This is a genomic window from Pseudomonas sp. DY-1, from assembly GCF_003626975.1.
Taxonomy (GTDB): domain Bacteria; phylum Pseudomonadota; class Gammaproteobacteria; order Pseudomonadales; family Pseudomonadaceae; genus Metapseudomonas.
Genome location: NZ_CP032616.1, coordinates 5187805 through 5205852 on the forward strand (window position 1 = coordinate 5187805; position 18048 = coordinate 5205852).

The window sequence follows — 18048 nt, forward strand, 5'->3', positions numbered from 1 at the left end:
CGTCTTCACCCCTATGATCACGAGCAGATTGCTTGGGGTTATATGGTCAAGTGAAGAAGCGCATACGGTGGATGCCTTGGCAGTCAGAGGCGATGAAAGACGTGGTAGCCTGCGATAAGCTTCGGGGAGTCGGCAAACAGACTTTGATCCGGAGATCTCTGAATGGGGGAACCCACCTAGGATAACCTAGGTATCTTGTACTGAATCCATAGGTGCAAGAGGCGAACCAGGGGAACTGAAACATCTAAGTACCCTGAGGAACAGAAATCAACCGAGATTCCCTTAGTAGTGGCGAGCGAACGGGGATTAGCCCTTAAGCTTCTTGGATTTTAGCGGAACGCTCTGGAAAGTGCGGCCATAGTGGGTGATAGCCCCGTACGCGAAAGGGTCCAGGAAGTGAAATCGAGTAGGACGGAGCACGTGAAACTTTGTCTGAATATGGGGGGACCATCCTCCAAGGCTAAATACTACTGACTGACCGATAGTGAACCAGTACCGTGAGGGAAAGGCGAAAAGAACCCCGGAGAGGGGAGTGAAATAGAACCTGAAACCGTATGCGTACAAGCAGTGGGAGCCTACTTTGTTAGGTGACTGCGTACCTTTTGTATAATGGGTCAGCGACTTATATTCAGTGGCGAGCTTAACCGAATAGGGGAGGCGTAGCGAAAGCGAGTCTTAATAGGGCGTTTAGTCGCTGGGTATAGACCCGAAACCGGGCGATCTATCCATGGGCAGGTTGAAGGTTAGGTAACACTGACTGGAGGACCGAACCGACTACCGTTGAAAAGTTAGCGGATGACCTGTGGATCGGAGTGAAAGGCTAATCAAGCTCGGAGATAGCTGGTTCTCCTCGAAAGCTATTTAGGTAGCGCCTCACGTATCACTCCAGGGGGTAGAGCACTGTTTCGGCTAGGGGGTCATCCCGACTTACCAAACCGATGCAAACTCCGAATACCTGGAAGTGTCAGCGTGGGAGACACACGGCGGGTGCTAACGTCCGTCGTGAAAAGGGAAACAACCCAGACCGTCAGCTAAGGTCCCAAAGTTCTAGTTAAGTGGGAAACGATGTGGGAAGGCTTAGACAGCTAGGAGGTTGGCTTAGAAGCAGCCACCCTTTAAAGAAAGCGTAATAGCTCACTAGTCGAGTCGGCCTGCGCGGAAGATGTAACGGGGCTCAAACTAGACACCGAAGCTACGGGTTCGTCGTAAGACGAGCGGTAGAGGAGCGTTCTGTAAGCCTGTGAAGGTGAGTTGAGAAGCTTGCTGGAGGTATCAGAAGTGCGAATGCTGACATGAGTAACGACAATGCGAGTGAAAAACTCGCACGCCGAAAGACCAAGGGTTCCTGCGCAACGTTAATCGACGCAGGGTGAGTCGGCCCCTAAGGCGAGGCAGAAATGCGTAGTCGATGGGAAACGGGTTAATATTCCCGTACTTCTAGTTATTGCGATGGGGGGACGGAGAAGGCTAGGCCAGCTTGGCGTTGGTTGTCCAAGTTTAAGGTGGTAGGCCGAACACTTAGGCAAATCCGGGTGTTCAAGGCCGAGAGCTGATGACGAGTGTTCTTTTAGAACACGAAGTGGTTGATGCCATGCTTCCAGGAAAAGCCTCTAAGCTTCAGATAACTAGGAACCGTACCCCAAACCGACACAGGTGGTTGGGTAGAGAATACCAAGGCGCTTGAGAGAACTCGGGTGAAGGAACTAGGCAAAATGGCACCGTAACTTCGGGAGAAGGTGCGCCGGTGAGGGTGAAGCATTTACTGCGTAAGCCCATGCCGGTCGAAGATACCAGGCCGCTGCGACTGTTTATTAAAAACACAGCACTCTGCAAACACGAAAGTGGACGTATAGGGTGTGACGCCTGCCCGGTGCCGGAAGGTTAATTGATGGGGTTAGCGCAAGCGAAGCTCTTGATCGAAGCCCCGGTAAACGGCGGCCGTAACTATAACGGTCCTAAGGTAGCGAAATTCCTTGTCGGGTAAGTTCCGACCTGCACGAATGGCGTAACGATGGCGGCGCTGTCTCCACCCGAGACTCAGTGAAATTGAAATCGCTGTGAAGATGCAGTGTATCCGCGGCTAGACGGAAAGACCCCGTGAACCTTTACTGTAGCTTTGCACTGGACTTTGAGCCTGCTTGTGTAGGATAGGTGGGAGGCTTTGAAGCGAGGACGCCAGTTCTCGTGGAGCCATCCTTGAAATACCACCCTGGCATGCTTGAGGTTCTAACTCTGGTCCGTCATCCGGATCGAGGACAGTGTATGGTGGGCAGTTTGACTGGGGCGGTCTCCTCCTAAAGAGTAACGGAGGAGTACGAAGGTGCGCTCAGACCGGTCGGAAATCGGTCGCAGAGTATAAAGGCAAAAGCGCGCTTGACTGCGAGACAGACACGTCGAGCAGGTACGAAAGTAGGTCTTAGTGATCCGGTGGTTCTGTATGGAAGGGCCATCGCTCAACGGATAAAAGGTACTCCGGGGATAACAGGCTGATACCGCCCAAGAGTTCATATCGACGGCGGTGTTTGGCACCTCGATGTCGGCTCATCACATCCTGGGGCTGAAGCCGGTCCCAAGGGTATGGCTGTTCGCCATTTAAAGTGGTACGCGAGCTGGGTTTAGAACGTCGTGAGACAGTTCGGTCCCTATCTGCCGTGGACGTTTGAGATTTGAGAGGGGCTGCTCCTAGTACGAGAGGACCGGAGTGGACGAACCTCTGGTGTTCCGGTTGTCACGCCAGTGGCATTGCCGGGTAGCTATGTTCGGAAGAGATAACCGCTGAAAGCATCTAAGCGGGAAACTCGCCTCAAGATGAGATCTCACTGGGATCTTGAATCCCCTAAAGGGCCGTCGAAGACTACGACGTTGATAGGTTGGGTGTGTAAGCGCTGTGAGGCGTTGAGCTAACCAATACTAATTGCCCGTGAGGCTTGACCATATAACACCCAAACAATCTGGTGATTGTGGGTGCGACTGGTTGAAGTCGACAGACCGAAAATTGGCCTAAACCGCAAAAACAGACTGTCACATACCTGATTCGGGATCGCGTCGCAGACGAGATCCCAACCGAATTGCTTGACGACCATAGAGCGTTGGAACCACCTGATCCCATCCCGAACTCAGCAGTGAAACGACGCATCGCCGATGGTAGTGTGGAGCTTCTCCATGTGAGAGTAGGTCATCGTCAAGCTTCTATCCCAAACCCCCGATCCGTGAAAACGGTTCGGGGGTTTGTCTTTGGGCGCGAAAAAGTGTGCGGTACCGCGTCGAAGCCGGTAGCGCCCGGAAACTCTTGAATCGCCACCGCCAGTGCTGCGCTCGTCTAGAATAGCCGCGATACCTAAAGAGCCTTACCACCATGCCCGAACAGGCGGAACAACGCCCCCTTTCCGAACTTCCTCTGCACGACCTGATTGCCTGTCACGAGTGCGATCTATTAATGCGCCACCCACACATCGGCGAAGAGCAAAAGGCCTGTTGCCCGCGCTGTGGCTATGAATTGGTGGTGCACCGCTCGCAGATGGAGCGTCGCGCCCTGGCGTTGGTGCTGACTGCACTGTTCTTGTTCGTACCGGCAAACTTCCTTCCGATCATGAAGCTCAACCTGCTTGGGCAGACCAGCCACGATACGGTTTGGACAGGGGTTTTAGGCCTCTACAACACGGGCATGGAAGGTGTCGCGGTGTTGGTGTTCCTGTGCAGCATGGTTATTCCGCTGATCAAACTGCTCTGTCAGCTGATTGTGTTGGTTTGCATCAAGACTCGGCGCGCCCTTGGCCTGGGGCTGATGCTCTATCGCCTGTATCACCACCTTCGGGAGTGGGGAATGCTCGAGGTTTACCTCATGGGCATCCTGGTTTCCATCGTCAAGTTGATCGATCTTGCAGACCTCCATCTGGGCATCGGTCTGGCCTGTTTCATTGGCTTGCTGCTGGCCCAGGTATGGCTCGAGGTGACCATGTCGCCACACCAGGTGTGGGATGCACTGGACGCCGAAGGAGACGCCCATGCGAGCCATTGATGCCGGCATCATCGTCTGCGACGAATGCCATCAGTTGAACCGCCCTGAGTCCGATGAGGATCACGGTTCCTGCAGCCGCTGCGGTGCACGCCTGCACCCTCGTCGCCCCAACAGCCTGACCCGCACCTGGGCATTGCTGATTACCGCGGCCATTCTCTATGTGCCGGCAAATGTGCTGCCAATCATGACGGTGAACTTCTTAGGCAACGGTGCGCCCTCGACCATCATGGGGGGTGTGCTTGAGCTGATTCACGCCGAGATGGTGCCCATTGCCCTGGTCGTTTTCGTCGCCAGCATCCTTGTGCCCACTTTCAAGTTGGTGGGCATCGCGCTGCTGCTTTACTCAGTACAGCGACGACTGCCCATGTCACCGCGACAGCGCATCCTGATGTACCGCTTCATCGAATGGATAGGTCGCTGGTCCATGCTGGATATCTTCGTCATCGCCATCCTTGTGGCGTTGGTGAACTTCGGCAACCTGGCCAGCATCGAAGCCAACCTGGGAGCGGCTGCCTTTGCTACCGTCGTGGTGATAACCATGATCGCGGCAGTGACTTTCGATCCCAGGCTGATCTGGGACAACACCGATATGGACGACGAGAATGCCTGAGTTGCCAACGCCTAAAACCCGTAAAACCACGAGTTGGTCTGCCATCTGGGTGCTACCTCTGCTGGCGCTCATCATTGGCCTCTGGCTCGCATGGAAGGCCATGAGTGAAGCAGGCATCGAGATCCAGATCCGTTTCGAGAACGGTGATGGCATTCAAGTCGGCAAGACCCAACTGATGTACAAAGGCATCCAGGTCGGCAAGGTGATCGACCTGCATGTCAGCAACGACATCAAGGGCGTGATTGCGACGGTCGAGGTGATGAAGGAGGCCGAGCCCTACCTCAGTAAGGAAACCCGTTTCTGGCTGGTACGCCCGCGGGTATCGCTCGCCGGCGTTACGGGACTGGAAACCCTGGTTTCCGGTATCTACATCGCCATCGATCCGGTCAAAGGCGAGCCCGCGCGACGCTACACGGCGCTCGCTGAGCCCCCACCACTGTCCGATTCGCTTCCCGGCCTTCACCTCACTCTGAAGGCCGAGCGCCTCGGTTCGCTTGAGCAAGGGAGCCCAGTCTACTACCGGCAGATTCAGGTCGGTCAGGTGAAGAGTTACCAGTTGGCGGAAGACCAGCGCACCGTCGAGATCAAGGTGCACATCGAACAGCCCTACGCGCATCTTGTGCGCAAGCACACTCGTTTCTGGAATGCCAGTGGCCTCAGCGTCACTGCGGGTCTGTCGGGCGTGAAGATTCGCACCGAGTCCGCGCTAAGCATCATGGCCGGCGGCATCGCTTTCTCCACGCCAGAGCACCGCCAAGACAGTCCGCCCACTGACCCGAGCATCCCGTTCCGGCTGTATGACGGCTTCGAGTCCGCCGAGGCGGGCCTTCGCGTATTGCTGCGGATGGACGACGTCAGTGGCCTCAGTCCGGGCAACACCCCGGTGATGTACAACGGTGTCCAGGTCGGCACCCTGAAGAAGCTGGACATGGACAAGGACTTCACGGGCGCCACTGCCGAACTGACCATGGAACCACGTACCGAAGACTTCCTCGTCGAAGGCACCGAGTTCTGGACGGTGAAACCGTCGATCTCGCTGGCGGGCATCACCGGCATCGAAGCCCTTGTGAAGGGGAACTATATTGCTGTGCGCTTCGCCAAGGAAGGTACGCCGACCCGTGAATTCAAGGTGCGCCCCAAGGCGCCTCCACTCAACACCGATGCGCCCGGTCTGCACCTGGTGCTGACCAGCGAGCGACTCGGCTCCCTGGAGGTCGGCAGCCCGGTGCTGTTCCGTCAGATGCGCGTGGGCAGCGTGCAGAGCTACCAGCTCTCGCGTAACCAGCAGCGTGTGGTGATTGGCATTCACATCGAGCCCGAGTTCACCAAGCTGGTCAACGAGTCCACCCGCTTCTGGAACTCCAGCGGTATTACTCTCAAGGGCGGCCTGTCGGGGGTCGAGGTGAAGAGTGAATCCCTGCAGACTTTGCTGGCGGGCGGTATCACCTTCGACACCCCAGATCCGAAAGCCAAGCCGGTCACCCGGCCGCGTCGCTTCACCTTGTATGACGATGAGACTCAAGCCGTCGTCAAGGGCACTCTGGTCGACATCATCATTCCGCAGGCCGAGGGCGTGAAGGCCGGTACGCCGATCCGCTTCAAGGGCATCGATGTGGGCGAAGTGGAAACCGTGACCCTGAACAGTGATCTATCCGGCGTAACGGTCAAGGCACGTCTGACCCAGGCGGCGGATCGCATTGCCCGCGCCGGAACCCAGTTCTGGGTGGTGCGTCCGGAGCTCGGTCTGCTGCGCACGGCCAATCTGGAGACACTGGTCAGCGGCCAATACCTGGAGGTGCTGCCAGCTGCCAAGCCTGGCGCAGCCCAGACCCGATTCACCGCGCTGGATCAGGCGCCGGATGCACTTGCGCGCCAGGAAGGCCTGCGCATCACCCTCAGCGCGCCGCGACGTGGCTCGATCAAACCGGGTGTGATCGTCAGCTATCGCGAGGTTCCCGTTGGTAAGGTGCTCTCCTACGAGCTCGGCAAGACCGCCGACCGCGTCTTCATCCATGTACTCATCGAACCGCACTACGCGCCCCTGGTGCACAGCGGCAGCCGCTTCTGGCACACCAGTGGTGTCGGGGTGGATGCCAGCCTGTTCGATGGTGTGAAGGTGCGAACTGGCTCCCTGGAGTCCTTGGTGGAGGGCGGGATTTCCTTCGCCACACCGAACGAAGGGCAGATGGGCAACGCCGCGCTCAATGGCCAGACCTTCGCCCTGCATGACGATGCCGAGGACGAGTGGCTGACCTGGGCGCCGAAGATTCCTTTGGCGAAGTAAGCACGTAACAAACAAAAGGGCCGCAATCCGCGGCCCTTTTGCTTTTCTGGCGAACGGATCAGGCGGGTTCGGCCGCCTCGTCCTTCGCATCCTGGGTGGCGGTAGCCACGTCGCGACGCTTGATGAACTTCCAGTCCGCCTCGTCGATGTAGATGCCGTTCGGGCCACTGCCGCCTTCCAGGTCGATGGCGACGTTGGCCGATACCTGCGGCTTAACCGACGCGAGGATGGGGGTGAAGCCCAGTTGCTGGCTGGTTTCGATCAGCGCCTGCTGGTTGCGTTCGTCGATGTCTGCCGCTTCGTCCAGGTAGTAGGGCAGTCGAATTCGCCCGGCTTGCTCGCGGTCCATCAGATGCAACAGCAGGTACATGTTGGTCAGCGCCTTGATGGTCATCGTAGTGCCGTTGGAAGCGGCGCCATCGATGTCCGTGTGGATGACCGGCTGGCCGTGCACCTTGGTGATCTCGAAGGCCAGCTCGAACAGGTCTTTCAGGCCCAGCTGGTTGCCGTTGGCGGCCACCAGGCGCGCCAGGTATTCCTTGGCCTCTTCGTTCTTCGCATCCTGATCGCTCGAGTTGGTCAGGTCGAAGACAGATAGGGTCTCGCCCTCCTCGTACTGGCCGGCGCTGTGGATGATCTGATCGATGTGACGCAGGGCTTCCTTGTTCGGCGCAAGGACGATGCGGAAGCTCGACAGGTTGGAGACCTGGCGCTTGTTGATCTCGCGGTTGAACAGCGCCAGCTGGTGTTCCAGGTTGTCGTAGTCGCTGCGGATATTGCGCAGGGTCCGGGCGATGTCGGTGACTGCGGCGCGGCGTGCCTTCGCTAGGGTCAGGGCTTCGTCCTGGCGGTGTGCGTAAGCGTTGATCAGCAATTGCAGGCGGCGCTCGGCGTCGTCTTCGCTGTCGAACTTGGCCACACCCTTGAGGCGGACCTGGGCGTAGAGCGCTTCGATCTGGCCGTCGATGCGCTGCAGTGCCTGCCAGGTATCCTGGTAGTCATTGAGCAGCGGCAGCAGGTTGTCGAGGCTGTCGTCCACCGGGTCCATGAACGGCTTGCCGAAGGGCAGGTCGGCGGGCAGCAGCTGGCGACGGCGCAGGGCGTCTTCCAGGGTGCGTTCCTTGGCTTCCAGGTCGGCGAGTTGACGCCCTACCAACTGCAGCTTGGCGGAGAGTTGCTGGACGCGTTCGGTGAAGGCATCGGCGGAGCGCTTGAGCTCATCCTGGGTGGCTTCCAGCTGCGCCAGCTCTTCCAGCTTGGCGGGCTCTTCGGCAGCCAGGGTCTGGCTCTTGCGGAAATCTTCCAGGGCTTTCTGCGCGTCGAGCACGTCCTGGTACAGCTTCTCTGCCTGGGCCTTGCTCGCCGCGCGGTCGGCGGCAACGGACTGCTGGGTCTTGAGCTGCTTCAGCTCGCGTTCCAGGCGGTCTTTCTGGTCGCGCAGGGCTGCACGGTCGGCCAGGGCCTGGAGGGCTGGCGGTTCGATGTGGGAGAGGTCGATGGACAGGCCCGGTACTTCGAACTGGCTGCCTTTGAACTGGTCGAGCACGGTTTCCAGGGTCTTCACCCAGGCTTCGCCGTCGTCCAGCTGAATACCTTTCTCGCCCAGCGGGAGGCTGAACAGTTGGCCGTTGAACAGGCGCATCAGGCGGTCCACGTCGGCCTGGGAGAACTCTTCGCGCAGGCGGGAGTAGCTGTTGTTGTCGGCGTGGTCGAGCTGCTGTTTTACCGCCTTCAGACGCTTCTCCAGATCGCGCAGGCGCTCGTCCAGGTCTTCGGCGGAGAACTGGCGGGACTGCGCGAGGGCGCCGGCCAGTTCGTCGTGGGCATCCTTGGCGGCGAGCAGCTGCTGCTCCAGCACTTTGGCATTTTCCACCAGGGCAAAGCGGTTCTTCAGCACTGCCAGCTCGCCCAGCCAGCGCTGGTTCTCGGTGATGGCACGCTCCAGGCGCATCATTTCCTGGGTGCCGCCACGCTGTTCGCTCTGCAGACCGTCCTGCTCGTTGCGGTAGTGCTCGGCCTGGATCACCAGCTCCTCGCGGCGGGCGCCGGAATAGTCCTGCCAGGTCCCCAGCAGCGAATCCAGCAACGGCGAGATTCGGTGCAGCTTGCCGCGCAGGGTCTCGCGTTGGGCCACGCCGTTGGCCAGGGCCTCGACCAGCGGACCGGCGGAAACCAGCGCCTGGTAGTCCTGCTCCATGCGGCGCACGTCGCGGAAGGCCTCTTCGCAGGCGGCGATGTAGTCCACGCTGCCCGAGCGCAGGCTGTGCTCGAAGGCATCGAGGAACAGCTGCTTGAGCTTGGCCGCGGTGATCTCGCGCATGTGCAGCAGGTTGATGAACAGCGAGCGGAAGGTCTTCAGGCTCTGTTCGCTGGTGGAGCGCAGCGGGATCAGGGTCAGGTCCAGCGGGATGGAGGTATGACCGCCCACCAGCAGGCGGCGAAGTTCATCGGGCTTGAGCTCGTAGGCCTTGATGCCTTCGCGCTCCAGGCTGTTGAACAGCTCGCGCTGACGCAGGCAGGTGCCGTCGCGCTGGTAGTGCTCCAGGTTCAGTTCGCCCCGGTAGGCGAAGAACTGGTGACCGAAACCACCGCCCGGGCCGCGACCTGCAACGCCGATGACGTGCGGGCCATGGGGCAGGGAGACTTCAACCAGGATGTAGCTGGTATCGGTGGCGAAGTAGAACTTGCGCGACTGCTCCAGGCTGTACTTGCCGAAGCTCATGTCCGACATGCGCGCCAGGATCGGGAACTGCAGCGCGTTGATCGAAGCCGATTTACCGAGGTTGTTGGCGCCGTAGATCGACAGCGGGGTTTCCAGCGGGAACAGGCCTAGGCTGTAACCGGCCGTGTTCAGCAGGGCGAAGCGGCGGATGCCGTAGCGTTCCTGGCTCATGCGTCTTCCTCCTGGGCGGCGCGTTCTTCGACCATGGCACGGGCCAGGGCGTCTTCTTCGGACTCTGCGGGCGCATCGACGGTTTCAGGCTCGTCGATGGGGATGATGGCGTCACCGCTGTCGTCGTCCAGCAGTACCGGGGCATGCAGCTCCAGGTCAGTGCTGTGCAGGCTGGCAGCCAGGTCGCGGTCATGCTGTACCGCCAGGCACACATCGAGGAAACGGTGCATCGGCGGCAGGAAGCGGTAAACACCGTTGCTGTCTTCGGCAAAGCCGAGTTGGGTGAGCCGGCGGATTACCTTCTCTTCCAGTTCTTCATGGGTGGTCACCTCGGCCTGCATGAACAGGTCGCGGTACTTTTCCAGCAGGGCTGGCAGTTCGTCGCGGCCGATGCTGCCGCCATCGAGTACCGCAAGCGGGTCGCGGCCCTGGTCGGCCAGGTGCTCCACCAGGATGAAGGTGAACAGAGCCAGGCGCTGGGCGGTCTTGTTCACCTGGGCACCCATCTGCTCGGGCACGAAGTAGTAGAAACCACGCGGGTCGCAGACCAGCTCGAAGCCGAGGCCCTTGAACAGGGCGCGGTACTGGTCCTGCATGGTGGACAGCTGGGCGTAGCACTCCGGCTCGCTGCGGGAGAGGTGATAGCCCTTGAACAGCTCGCGGAAGATAGGCGCCAGCTGGGTCATTTCTTTCAGGTCGATATTCATCAGGAAGTCTTCTCGGCCGCGGCGTTGGGGCTCTTGATCAGGGCGTAGGAGCTCAGGCTGACCTGGTGCTCGGCGGTCAGGTAGTCACGACGCTCCAGGCGATCGCGCGAGAAGCGCGAATCGCGGGAAAGACGCGAGAACCAGTAGAGGAGTTCGTCGGTGGCGCCTTCGGGTTCCTGCTCCAGTAGCCAGACCATCAGGTCCGGTAGCGGCAGGGCCTGCTCGCAGCGGTCGAGCATTTCCCGAGCGGTCTTCGGTGAGCGCGGTGCAGTGGCCTTGCGCGCCCCGCCGGATTTCGGGAAGTGCGCCGGTTTCGGCTGGAAGCGTGCCAGGGCGTAGACATAGGCCTCCACCTGCGAGCCACTGCCCAGGAAGGTGGTCTGCGGGCGGGTGAACAGCGGCATCGCGGCCTGGGGCACAGCGTCCAGGCCCTTCTTGCGGATCACCGACAGCGCCAGGGCGGCGCCACGGGTCACGGCATTGTGCCGACGCGCTTCTTCGCGCAGCGGCAGCAGGAGCTCGCGGGCCTTGCGCAGGGTGATCTGGGCACTGGTCTGCATCTCCAGGATGCGTGCATGGGTGCGCAGCAGCAGGTCGTCGTCTACCAACTGGCCAAGGCGTTGCTGTTCGCCCAGGAGGCGCAGCAACACCTGCTCGACGCGTCGCACACCTTGCTCGAAGGCACCGTCGGCGGCCACCAGCTGGATCATCGGCTCGACGTACTCGTCCCAGGTGGCCAGCACTTCAGCGTAGCGCTGGCGCAAGGGAATCTGCCGGTCGCTGGTTTTGGCGCGGTCGGCCACGGCCACCAGGGCCTGCTCGTCGTTGTCGAGCTTCTTCAGGACATCGCGTACACGCATGTCGAGCAGACGCAACTGGCGCGCCAGGTCGTTGCCGTCACGGATTTCGAAGGCTTCCTGGATATAGCCGGCGAGGCGTTCCAGGTGACGCAGGTAGGCTTCGATCTCCAGGCACAGGCCGAGGCGGTGTTCGCGCCGCAGGTAGGCGAGGAAGTCGTGGATCTGCGCGTTCAGCTCGAAGCGGTTCGGACTCTTGGCCACGGGAACCAGGATGTCCAGGCGCACCCAGAGGTCGAGCAGGGCAGTCACGTCGGTGGGCGTGCCCTCCGGCAACTGGCCGGCGAGCTGCACGCGCAGTTCCACCAGGCTCAGGGTGCCGGCATCGAAGCGCTCGCAGAGCGGCTCGAGCAACGTCCAGTGTTCGGCTAGGGCGCGCAATACGCGCTTGGGATCGATCATCGATTGGCCGGGGTTCGCTGAAAAAAGAGGCGATTGTACTTCAGGTTGCTGGCAGCGATTGAGCTTCAACCGATCAGAGGAGCGACACCCGTCGCGGACTGACATTTTTTGGCAGTTTGCGACTGGCATCGTGCTATCAGATAGCCGAAAAAGGCTGGAAAGCCTTGTGCAAGTGATTGAATTCCCTGGCATGTTTTCTGCGTTAGGGAAGCGTCCGCTGTATGACCGCAGGAACCATGAGCCCCGAATCCGCACTTCTCGCCGACGCCCGCTGGGCCGAGCTGGAACGCCAGACCGACCTGGCCTGGGACCTCGACGCCATCACCAACCGGCAAGAGGCCATCGACTTCCTGCTGCACTTCGAAAACCGCCTGTGCGTCTATTCGGGGTACGTGGAAAAGCTCTATAGCCGCTACAGCTTCGTGGTGCCCGAAGAGGAACATGGCAGCATCACCATCCTTCCCGACGAGATGGCCTGGTACGACACCTTCCATGACATTCCTGCAGACGCCGTGTTGCCTACCGGTATCCATGTCCTTCCCGGTGAAGTGCTCGGCTCGACCGGCCTCTACCTGAAGATCCCCGGCGAGCACCGTCTCAGCGCTTCACACGAACTGCCCTTCCTGGACGGCCTCAAATTCCTGATCCAGCGTTACCAGTCCCGTGGCGAGCAGTTCCTGCCAGTGCTGGTCAAGGGTGACCTGCGCGAGTACGAGGCGCGCATGCCTTCGTTGCACCTGCATCGCATCGATGCGAGTCGCCTGGGACGCAATTCCCGGCTGGAGGTCTCGAACATCAAGGGCGCCATCGCCGATCACCTGGTCGGACTGTTCCGCCAGGGCTGACCTCGGCGTTACCCCTTTGTTGCGATGGGTAACAGCCATCCATCGCCGACTTCCTGGCAAGCACCCTCAACTCGACTATGGGTCGGGACGCTTCCCGGCCTGCCTCCCTATAGTGGCTAAAAAGGGGACGAGTCTTCGTCGCTTGCCCATACAAGAACAATCAGGGATGTCGCCATGCGTTCGAATCCGCTGCCCGCCTGGTCGCTGAAGGCCATTCTTCTTGCCGGGGTGTTCTCCTCGTCTATCGCCCAGGCGCGAATGGAGGAGCTGGCCGACAGCGAACTGTCCGACATCACCGGCCAGGCATTCATCAACCTGACCACCGACGCCAATGCCGGGATCAACTACACCCGCGTCAACTTCGGGGTGAACGTCGACACCCAGCTGAACATGAAGAAGCTCCAGCTCGGCCAGTATGACGACTCCGTTACTCGGGCGGGGGAAGTCGCCGGTTCGTCCGACATCCTCATCAACAACTTCGCCCTTGGCACCGTGAATGCGGACGGCTCGGTTAACCCATTCCGTATTGCCGATCCCTTCGTCGAACTGGCCTATTCCGGCAACAAGGTGGTGGGTGTGCGCATCGGCTTCGGCGAGGCCAAGGGCGTGTTGTCGGGGGATATCCAGAGCCTGACCGGGAATATCCCGGTGCACATCACCGGCACCGCCAAGCCCATCATCGACAAGGCTTCGGGGTTCGATCAGTTCCTCCTGGCGCTGGCCGGTATCAGTGACTCGACCAGGCTACAGGCCGACGCCACCCTGGTGAACTCCAGCGGCAACGCCGATCCGGTACGCGGTGGCATGGCCGGCCTCACCAATGGCACGGCGCTGAGTTGCGTCAGCGGTTGTAACCTCGGCGGCCTCTCCGATGCTCTGCTCAGCCTGTTCAAGTCCAGCGGTTGCGGCATCCTCTCCCTTAATACCTGCTTCCCGCTCAGCGACTTCAAATCCCTGCCGGTGGGCAACATCAGCAACATGAACACCATGGAGGGCGCGGCGAAGGGCTTCTTCATCTCCTTCCAGACCCAGGACCTGGCGTGGGAGGACATGGACCAGAACGCCTTCATGACCGCCCTCAAGGGCGCTTTCATGAACATGCCCAAGTACCGCGACGCCAACGGCAACTTGGTGTCGCCGATCAACATCGACTTCGAGCAGGCGTTCAATGGCATCCCGCGGCAGGACACCTGCCTGGGCACAGCCACCGCGGGGTGTTGAGCATGCGCAGAACCATCGTGATCCTGCTGTCGTTGGCCGCCGCCACAGCGCAGGCTGAACTCAAGGCGCTGGATGACGCGGAGCTCTCCAATGTGGACGGTGCCGGAATCGGCTTCGTGCTGGATCAGGTCCTGCTGGACGCCAACAACGCGACCATCACCATCAACGACATCACAAACGCCGCCAAGCAGAACGTGCCGATCTCGGTGAAGGAGTTCTACCTGGGCGCCGCCGGCAGCAACAAAGGGGCGAATCTGAGCCCGGTTACCATCGGCCGGCTCGACCATCCCTTCGCCCTCAATCTCGCCAAGGGCGAAGCCATGCGCACCCTGCGCGACGATGGGCAGTGGGTGCAGACCACCCCGAGCAATGTCACTGTCCTCGAATTCATGTTTCCGGAGCGCCTGACCGGCGCCGCCGGCCAACCCTGCATCGCGGGTTTGGCTGCCGCCGGCAACAACTGCTCCAGCCGCGCCAGCGAGAAGGTCGATCTGGGCATCCGCTTCGATTTCCAGGTGGCCGCCGGACGCACCGATATCCTTAACCTCGACTTCGCCGAGCTGGCGATGGACGGCTCCTACTTGCGTCTGTGGGGGGATAGCAGCCGCAGCCAGATGGTCGGCGAGGCGCGTATCAATCTGTTCACAAAGAGCCTGCAGATCATGAGCTGCGCAGCCGGCACCACCGGTTGCACGACTGCCACCGAGCAGCGCGACCGCACCATCTTCCTCAACAACGCCTTCGCCAACATATCCCTCGGCTACGGCAAGACCCAGCCGCTGCTGTTCGACGTGAGCAGCAACGGCCAGTTCGTGCTCGAACTGCCCAACCCCACGGCGTCCGGTACCTCCCAGGCGCAGAAGGATGCGCTGGCCGCTGACTTCTACGCCAACGCGCCGCGCACCAACATCGTCATCAACAGCCTCCAGACCGGCAGCGGCAGCTTTTCCAGCGGTGGCTACAACTTCGGTTACAACGCGCTCCAGGGGCTCAGCATCAATTACCTGAAGGTGACCAGCCATGACCTTTAGGGCGCTCTACCTGGCGGTATTGCTGGTGCTACCGTCGATGGCGCGAGCCGAGTTGCAAGCGCTGGAGGACGCCGACCTGAGCCAGATGAGTGGGCAGGGCGGGGTGTACCTCTCCGGCGAGTTCAGCATCAACAAGAATGGCGGCGTGCTCTGGAACACACCGGTGTCCAATAATCCGGCCACATGGACGGCCAACGAGCGCAGCTGCGCCATCGCTGGTGCCGCCACTCCGGAAAGTTGCGGCCTGCGCATCGCCATCCGCTCCGAGGCCAATGGCGGCTGGTATGTGCTGGACAACCTCAAGGGCATCTTCAGTTTCGAGGGCCTGACACTGAACACCCGACTGATCAGCAGTGGTTTCGGCGGCGACGGTGCGGCCTTCAACCAGGATGTGCTGGCGCTGGGCCTGCCCAACGAGATGCGCTTCAAGAACGGCAGCTTCGCCTTCGGCGTGGCCAACCAGGGTGGCTGGCAGAACAAGTCCGGCACCGTCGCCAACGGCGGCAATCCCAGCTACCAGCAGACGAATATCTTCTCGGCGAAGATCGACGGCACCATCCGCATGCAGGGCAGCGTGCTGATCTTCCCGAAGAACTGAGGAACCGCCCATGCGCCCAGCCCCCTTGCTGTTCGGCATGCTCCTCGCTTCCCAGGCCCAGGCCATGGAAGCGCTGGACGACTCCACCATGGCTTCGGTCAGCGGCCAGGGCGGTATCAGCCTGGAGGCTTCCAGCAAGGGCTGGTCGGCCAGCAACGTCAGCTACACACAGGACGGCCGCAGCCTGAACCTGCGGGATGTGAGTAATCGCGCCGCCACCGGCACCACCGGCACCTCACAGTCGACCATCGATGTGCAGGGCGGCCAGTTGGAGGTCCAGCACAGCTCCACGCCGCAGGTGCTGGCAGTGAACAACATCGAGATGGATGGCAGCAGCAAGAGCTTTGGCTCGTTCCGAGCCTTCTATACCTTGGGCGCCACCTTGAAGCTCAAGGGAGGCGGGGCCAGCGGCGTAAGCGGCATCGCGGTGAACGACAGCCGGCTGTCCCTTAGCGATGTGACCTTCTACTACCGCGACAACGGCTTCGACCTCATTGTCAAAGGCCTGTCCTTCGACACCTACCTGAACAACGCCTACCTGGACATCGTCAGCGGTGGCAGTGGTCAGGAGGTCAAGCTCAACCTCGGTGACGCGCGCTTCATCGGCACTGTCGGCGGTATCAGTCTCGACCTCGCCCACGGCGATCCCACGGTCTCCCCCGTGACGCCCGGCGCGCCGGACCTGCGGGACCCCAACGCCAGCCGCAGCTTCGGCAAGCTGAACATGGACCTGCGCCTGGGCGGCAGCCTCAGCGTCGCAAGTGGCGGTGCGAGCGGCGATGGCATCCGCGTCCGCCCGGACCTGAATATCGGTAGCAGCCTGTTCCAGTATCAGGACGAAGGCATCCTTCGCGCCGAGAACTTCTCCGGCACCCTGCGCAGCCTCGGAGGCCTGACCATCGACTTGGCCCAGGACGCAGGCAGCAGTTATGCACAGGTGGCCTTCCAGGACCTCAAGCTCAACGCCACCCTGGGCGGCTTGATCATCGGCAACCCGATCAACCAGAAACTGGGCAGCCTGGCCATCGACCTCAACTTCGCCGACGACGGCGCCAAGCAGAACTGGCTCAAGCTACGTCCGGGCGGCGACCCCAACTCCGGGGCGAAGGGCCTGACTGCCGATGTCAGCTGGAACATGGCCAACAGCTCGGTTTCCCTCACCGATAACGGCAACAGCATGTGGTTCAGCGGCCTGCGCACCAACGGCACCGGCCAGCTCACCCTGGACCTGACCAAGAGTTGCGCGGGCGGGGTCAGCACCGGTTGCTACGCCGGCACCCAGAGCGACATGGGCAAGGGCAACTACAACGGTCATTTCGACGGCCTACGCCTGGGGCTTTCCAACATCAAGGGCGGTTACAGCTTCGACGGCCTGCGCGTTGGCTCGGCCGATGCGCCGTTGCAGGGCGGCACCGAACTGCTGGTGCTGATGGAGATCTTCCCGGCCTACGACTTCACCCTGAATGGCCAGATCACCCTGCTGCCGGGGGGGGGCAGTGGCGACGGTGTGCGTTACAACGCCGACTTCGTCTTCAGCGATGCCCGTGCCGCCATCACGGTGGATGAAACCGGCAAAGGCCTGTGGCTGGCCGGCACCACCTACGACATGCACTTTCGCGATGGCTCGGTGGACGTGAGCAACAACGGCATCGAACTGCGCAAGGGTACCTACTGGTCGAAGCTGGAGGTCAGCGACCTGCGCTGGGGGGATCGTGCCACCGGCACCAGCCTTGGCAGGTTGGTACTGAAGCGCTTTGAGCTGGGCTCCACGCTGGCGGTGAGCTCCGGTGGTGCGGGCGCCCTATGCGTCGGCGGCAGCGGCCCCAATGCCGGTGCCTGCTCGGCCAGCGGCGGGCGCTGGGAGGATCGGGGCAATGAAGGTGTGTCGGTGAAATTGAAGAACGTCTTCGTCCGTGACACCGCGATCGACAGCACCACCAATGGCGTGGCCACCGACGAGAAGCGTAACCAGATCGTCTGGGAAACCAATCGCGTCAACGGCGCCGCCGGCACCGGCAGCCAGCTGGTTGTGGATAACTTCTCCACCTCGGATGGCAACCCCAGTGACCCGAACGCCAACACCTACGGCTTCAACGCCGACCTCAACCTGGACGTGGCGCCCACCAAGGTGTGCACGAAGAACGGCGGCAACTGCACCCCGGTTTCCCCGGACCCGCTGGGCTTCGCGGTGAACGGCCGCATCCACTTCAAGGAAATCAACGTCGACCGCCTGCAACACGTCCACCCAACCGGCGGCGCCGTCACCTCCATGTATGGCATCAAGGTGCAGAACGCCGACATCAGCGCCAACCTGACAGCGACGCCGATCAATTGAAGCCCCCAGGGGGCTTTCATTGTGGGAGCGAATTCATTCGCGATTGCAGGATGCAGTCCTGCCCAGGAACCCCGGGGGAGCGCTTCGCGCTCCTTTCGCGAATGAATTCGCTCCTACCAGGTTTCCCTGACCCTTCCATCACCCGCCCGCCGACCTTTCCGCCCACCGCTTTTCACGCCACAATCCTCTGATCGGGTGCCGTCGCCACAAGCAGTCCGGCACCATCAGCCTGAGCCCCGGCCGCACG

Annotated in this window: 11 protein-coding genes and 2 rRNA genes; 10 read left to right on the plus strand and 3 right to left on the minus strand. The window is 61.0% G+C overall.

Going from position 1 to position 18048, the window contains the following annotated elements; translation table 11 throughout:
- The first annotated feature begins 44 nt into the window (after nt 1–44).
- From D6Z43_RS24335 to D6Z43_RS24355, 5 genes are all read left to right on the plus strand, one after another.
- Nucleotides 45–2935: ribosomal RNA gene (locus tag D6Z43_RS24335) — 23S ribosomal RNA — on the plus strand.
- A 136-nt stretch (nt 2936–3071) separates the two neighbouring features.
- A 5S ribosomal RNA gene (rrf, locus tag D6Z43_RS24340) occupies nt 3072–3187 on the plus strand.
- 168 nt (nt 3188–3355) lie between these two features.
- Nucleotides 3356–4018 (plus strand): paraquat-inducible protein A, encoded by a 663-nt coding sequence (locus D6Z43_RS24345; protein ID WP_120654560.1) that lies wholly within the window; start codon nt 3356–3358, stop codon nt 4016–4018.
- On the plus strand, nt 4005–4628 hold the full coding sequence (locus D6Z43_RS24350; protein ID WP_120654561.1) for a paraquat-inducible protein A: 624 nt from the start codon (nt 4005–4007) through the stop codon (nt 4626–4628). Before D6Z43_RS24345 ends, D6Z43_RS24350 begins: the two co-directional genes overlap by 14 nt.
- A complete protein-coding gene (locus D6Z43_RS24355; RefSeq protein WP_120654562.1) occupies nt 4621–6912 on the plus strand; it encodes a PqiB family protein in 2292 nt (763 codons plus the stop codon). The genes D6Z43_RS24350 and D6Z43_RS24355 overlap by 8 nt, the downstream gene beginning before the upstream one ends.
- 58 nt (nt 6913–6970) lie before the next feature.
- On the opposite strand, the gene mksF is transcribed toward D6Z43_RS24355, so the two are convergent.
- Genes mksF through mksB form a run of 3 tightly spaced genes read right to left on the minus strand, consistent with a single transcriptional unit; the run spans nt 6971 to nt 11771 of the window.
- The gene (mksF, locus tag D6Z43_RS24360; protein WP_120654563.1) at nt 6971–9805 is read right to left on the minus strand and encodes an Mks condensin complex protein MksF; all 2835 of its coding nucleotides are present in this window, start codon (nt 9803–9805) and stop codon (nt 6971–6973) included.
- A complete protein-coding gene (gene mksE / locus D6Z43_RS24365; protein WP_120654564.1) occupies nt 9802–10512 on the minus strand; it encodes an Mks condensin complex protein MksE in 711 nt (236 codons plus the stop codon). Before mksE ends, mksF begins: the two co-directional genes overlap by 4 nt.
- The gene (gene mksB, locus D6Z43_RS24370) at nt 10512–11771 is read right to left on the minus strand and encodes an Mks condensin complex protein MksB (RefSeq protein ID WP_120654565.1); all 1260 of its coding nucleotides are present in this window, start codon (nt 11769–11771) and stop codon (nt 10512–10514) included. Before mksB ends, mksE begins: the two co-directional genes overlap by 1 nt.
- A gap of 236 nt (nt 11772–12007) precedes the next feature.
- Between mksB and D6Z43_RS24375 the strand changes: the two genes are divergently transcribed.
- The 5 genes from D6Z43_RS24375 to D6Z43_RS24395 all read left to right on the plus strand — a co-directional run bounded on the left by D6Z43_RS24375 (nt 12008) and on the right by D6Z43_RS24395 (nt 17801).
- Nucleotides 12008–12616 (plus strand): hypothetical protein, encoded by a 609-nt coding sequence (locus D6Z43_RS24375; RefSeq protein ID WP_120654566.1) that lies wholly within the window; start codon nt 12008–12010, stop codon nt 12614–12616.
- A 174-nt stretch (nt 12617–12790) separates the two neighbouring features.
- The gene (locus D6Z43_RS24380; protein ID WP_256660916.1) at nt 12791–13837 is read left to right on the plus strand and encodes a DUF6160 family protein; all 1047 of its coding nucleotides are present in this window, start codon (nt 12791–12793) and stop codon (nt 13835–13837) included.
- A gap of 2 nt (nt 13838–13839) precedes the next feature.
- Nucleotides 13840–14868, plus strand: a complete 1029-nt coding sequence (locus tag D6Z43_RS24385; protein ID WP_120654567.1) for a hypothetical protein — start codon at nt 13840–13842, stop codon at nt 14866–14868.
- Complete coding sequence (locus D6Z43_RS24390; RefSeq protein WP_120654568.1) at nt 14858–15466, plus strand: DUF6160 family protein; 609 nt, start codon at nt 14858–14860, stop codon at nt 15464–15466. Before D6Z43_RS24385 ends, D6Z43_RS24390 begins: the two co-directional genes overlap by 11 nt.
- A 10-nt stretch (nt 15467–15476) precedes the next feature.
- Nucleotides 15477–17801: a DUF6160 family protein gene (locus D6Z43_RS24395; protein WP_120654569.1), complete on the plus strand. Its 2325-nt coding sequence runs from the start codon at nt 15477–15479 to the stop codon at nt 17799–17801.
- Nucleotides 17802–18048: the final 247 nt, after the last annotated feature.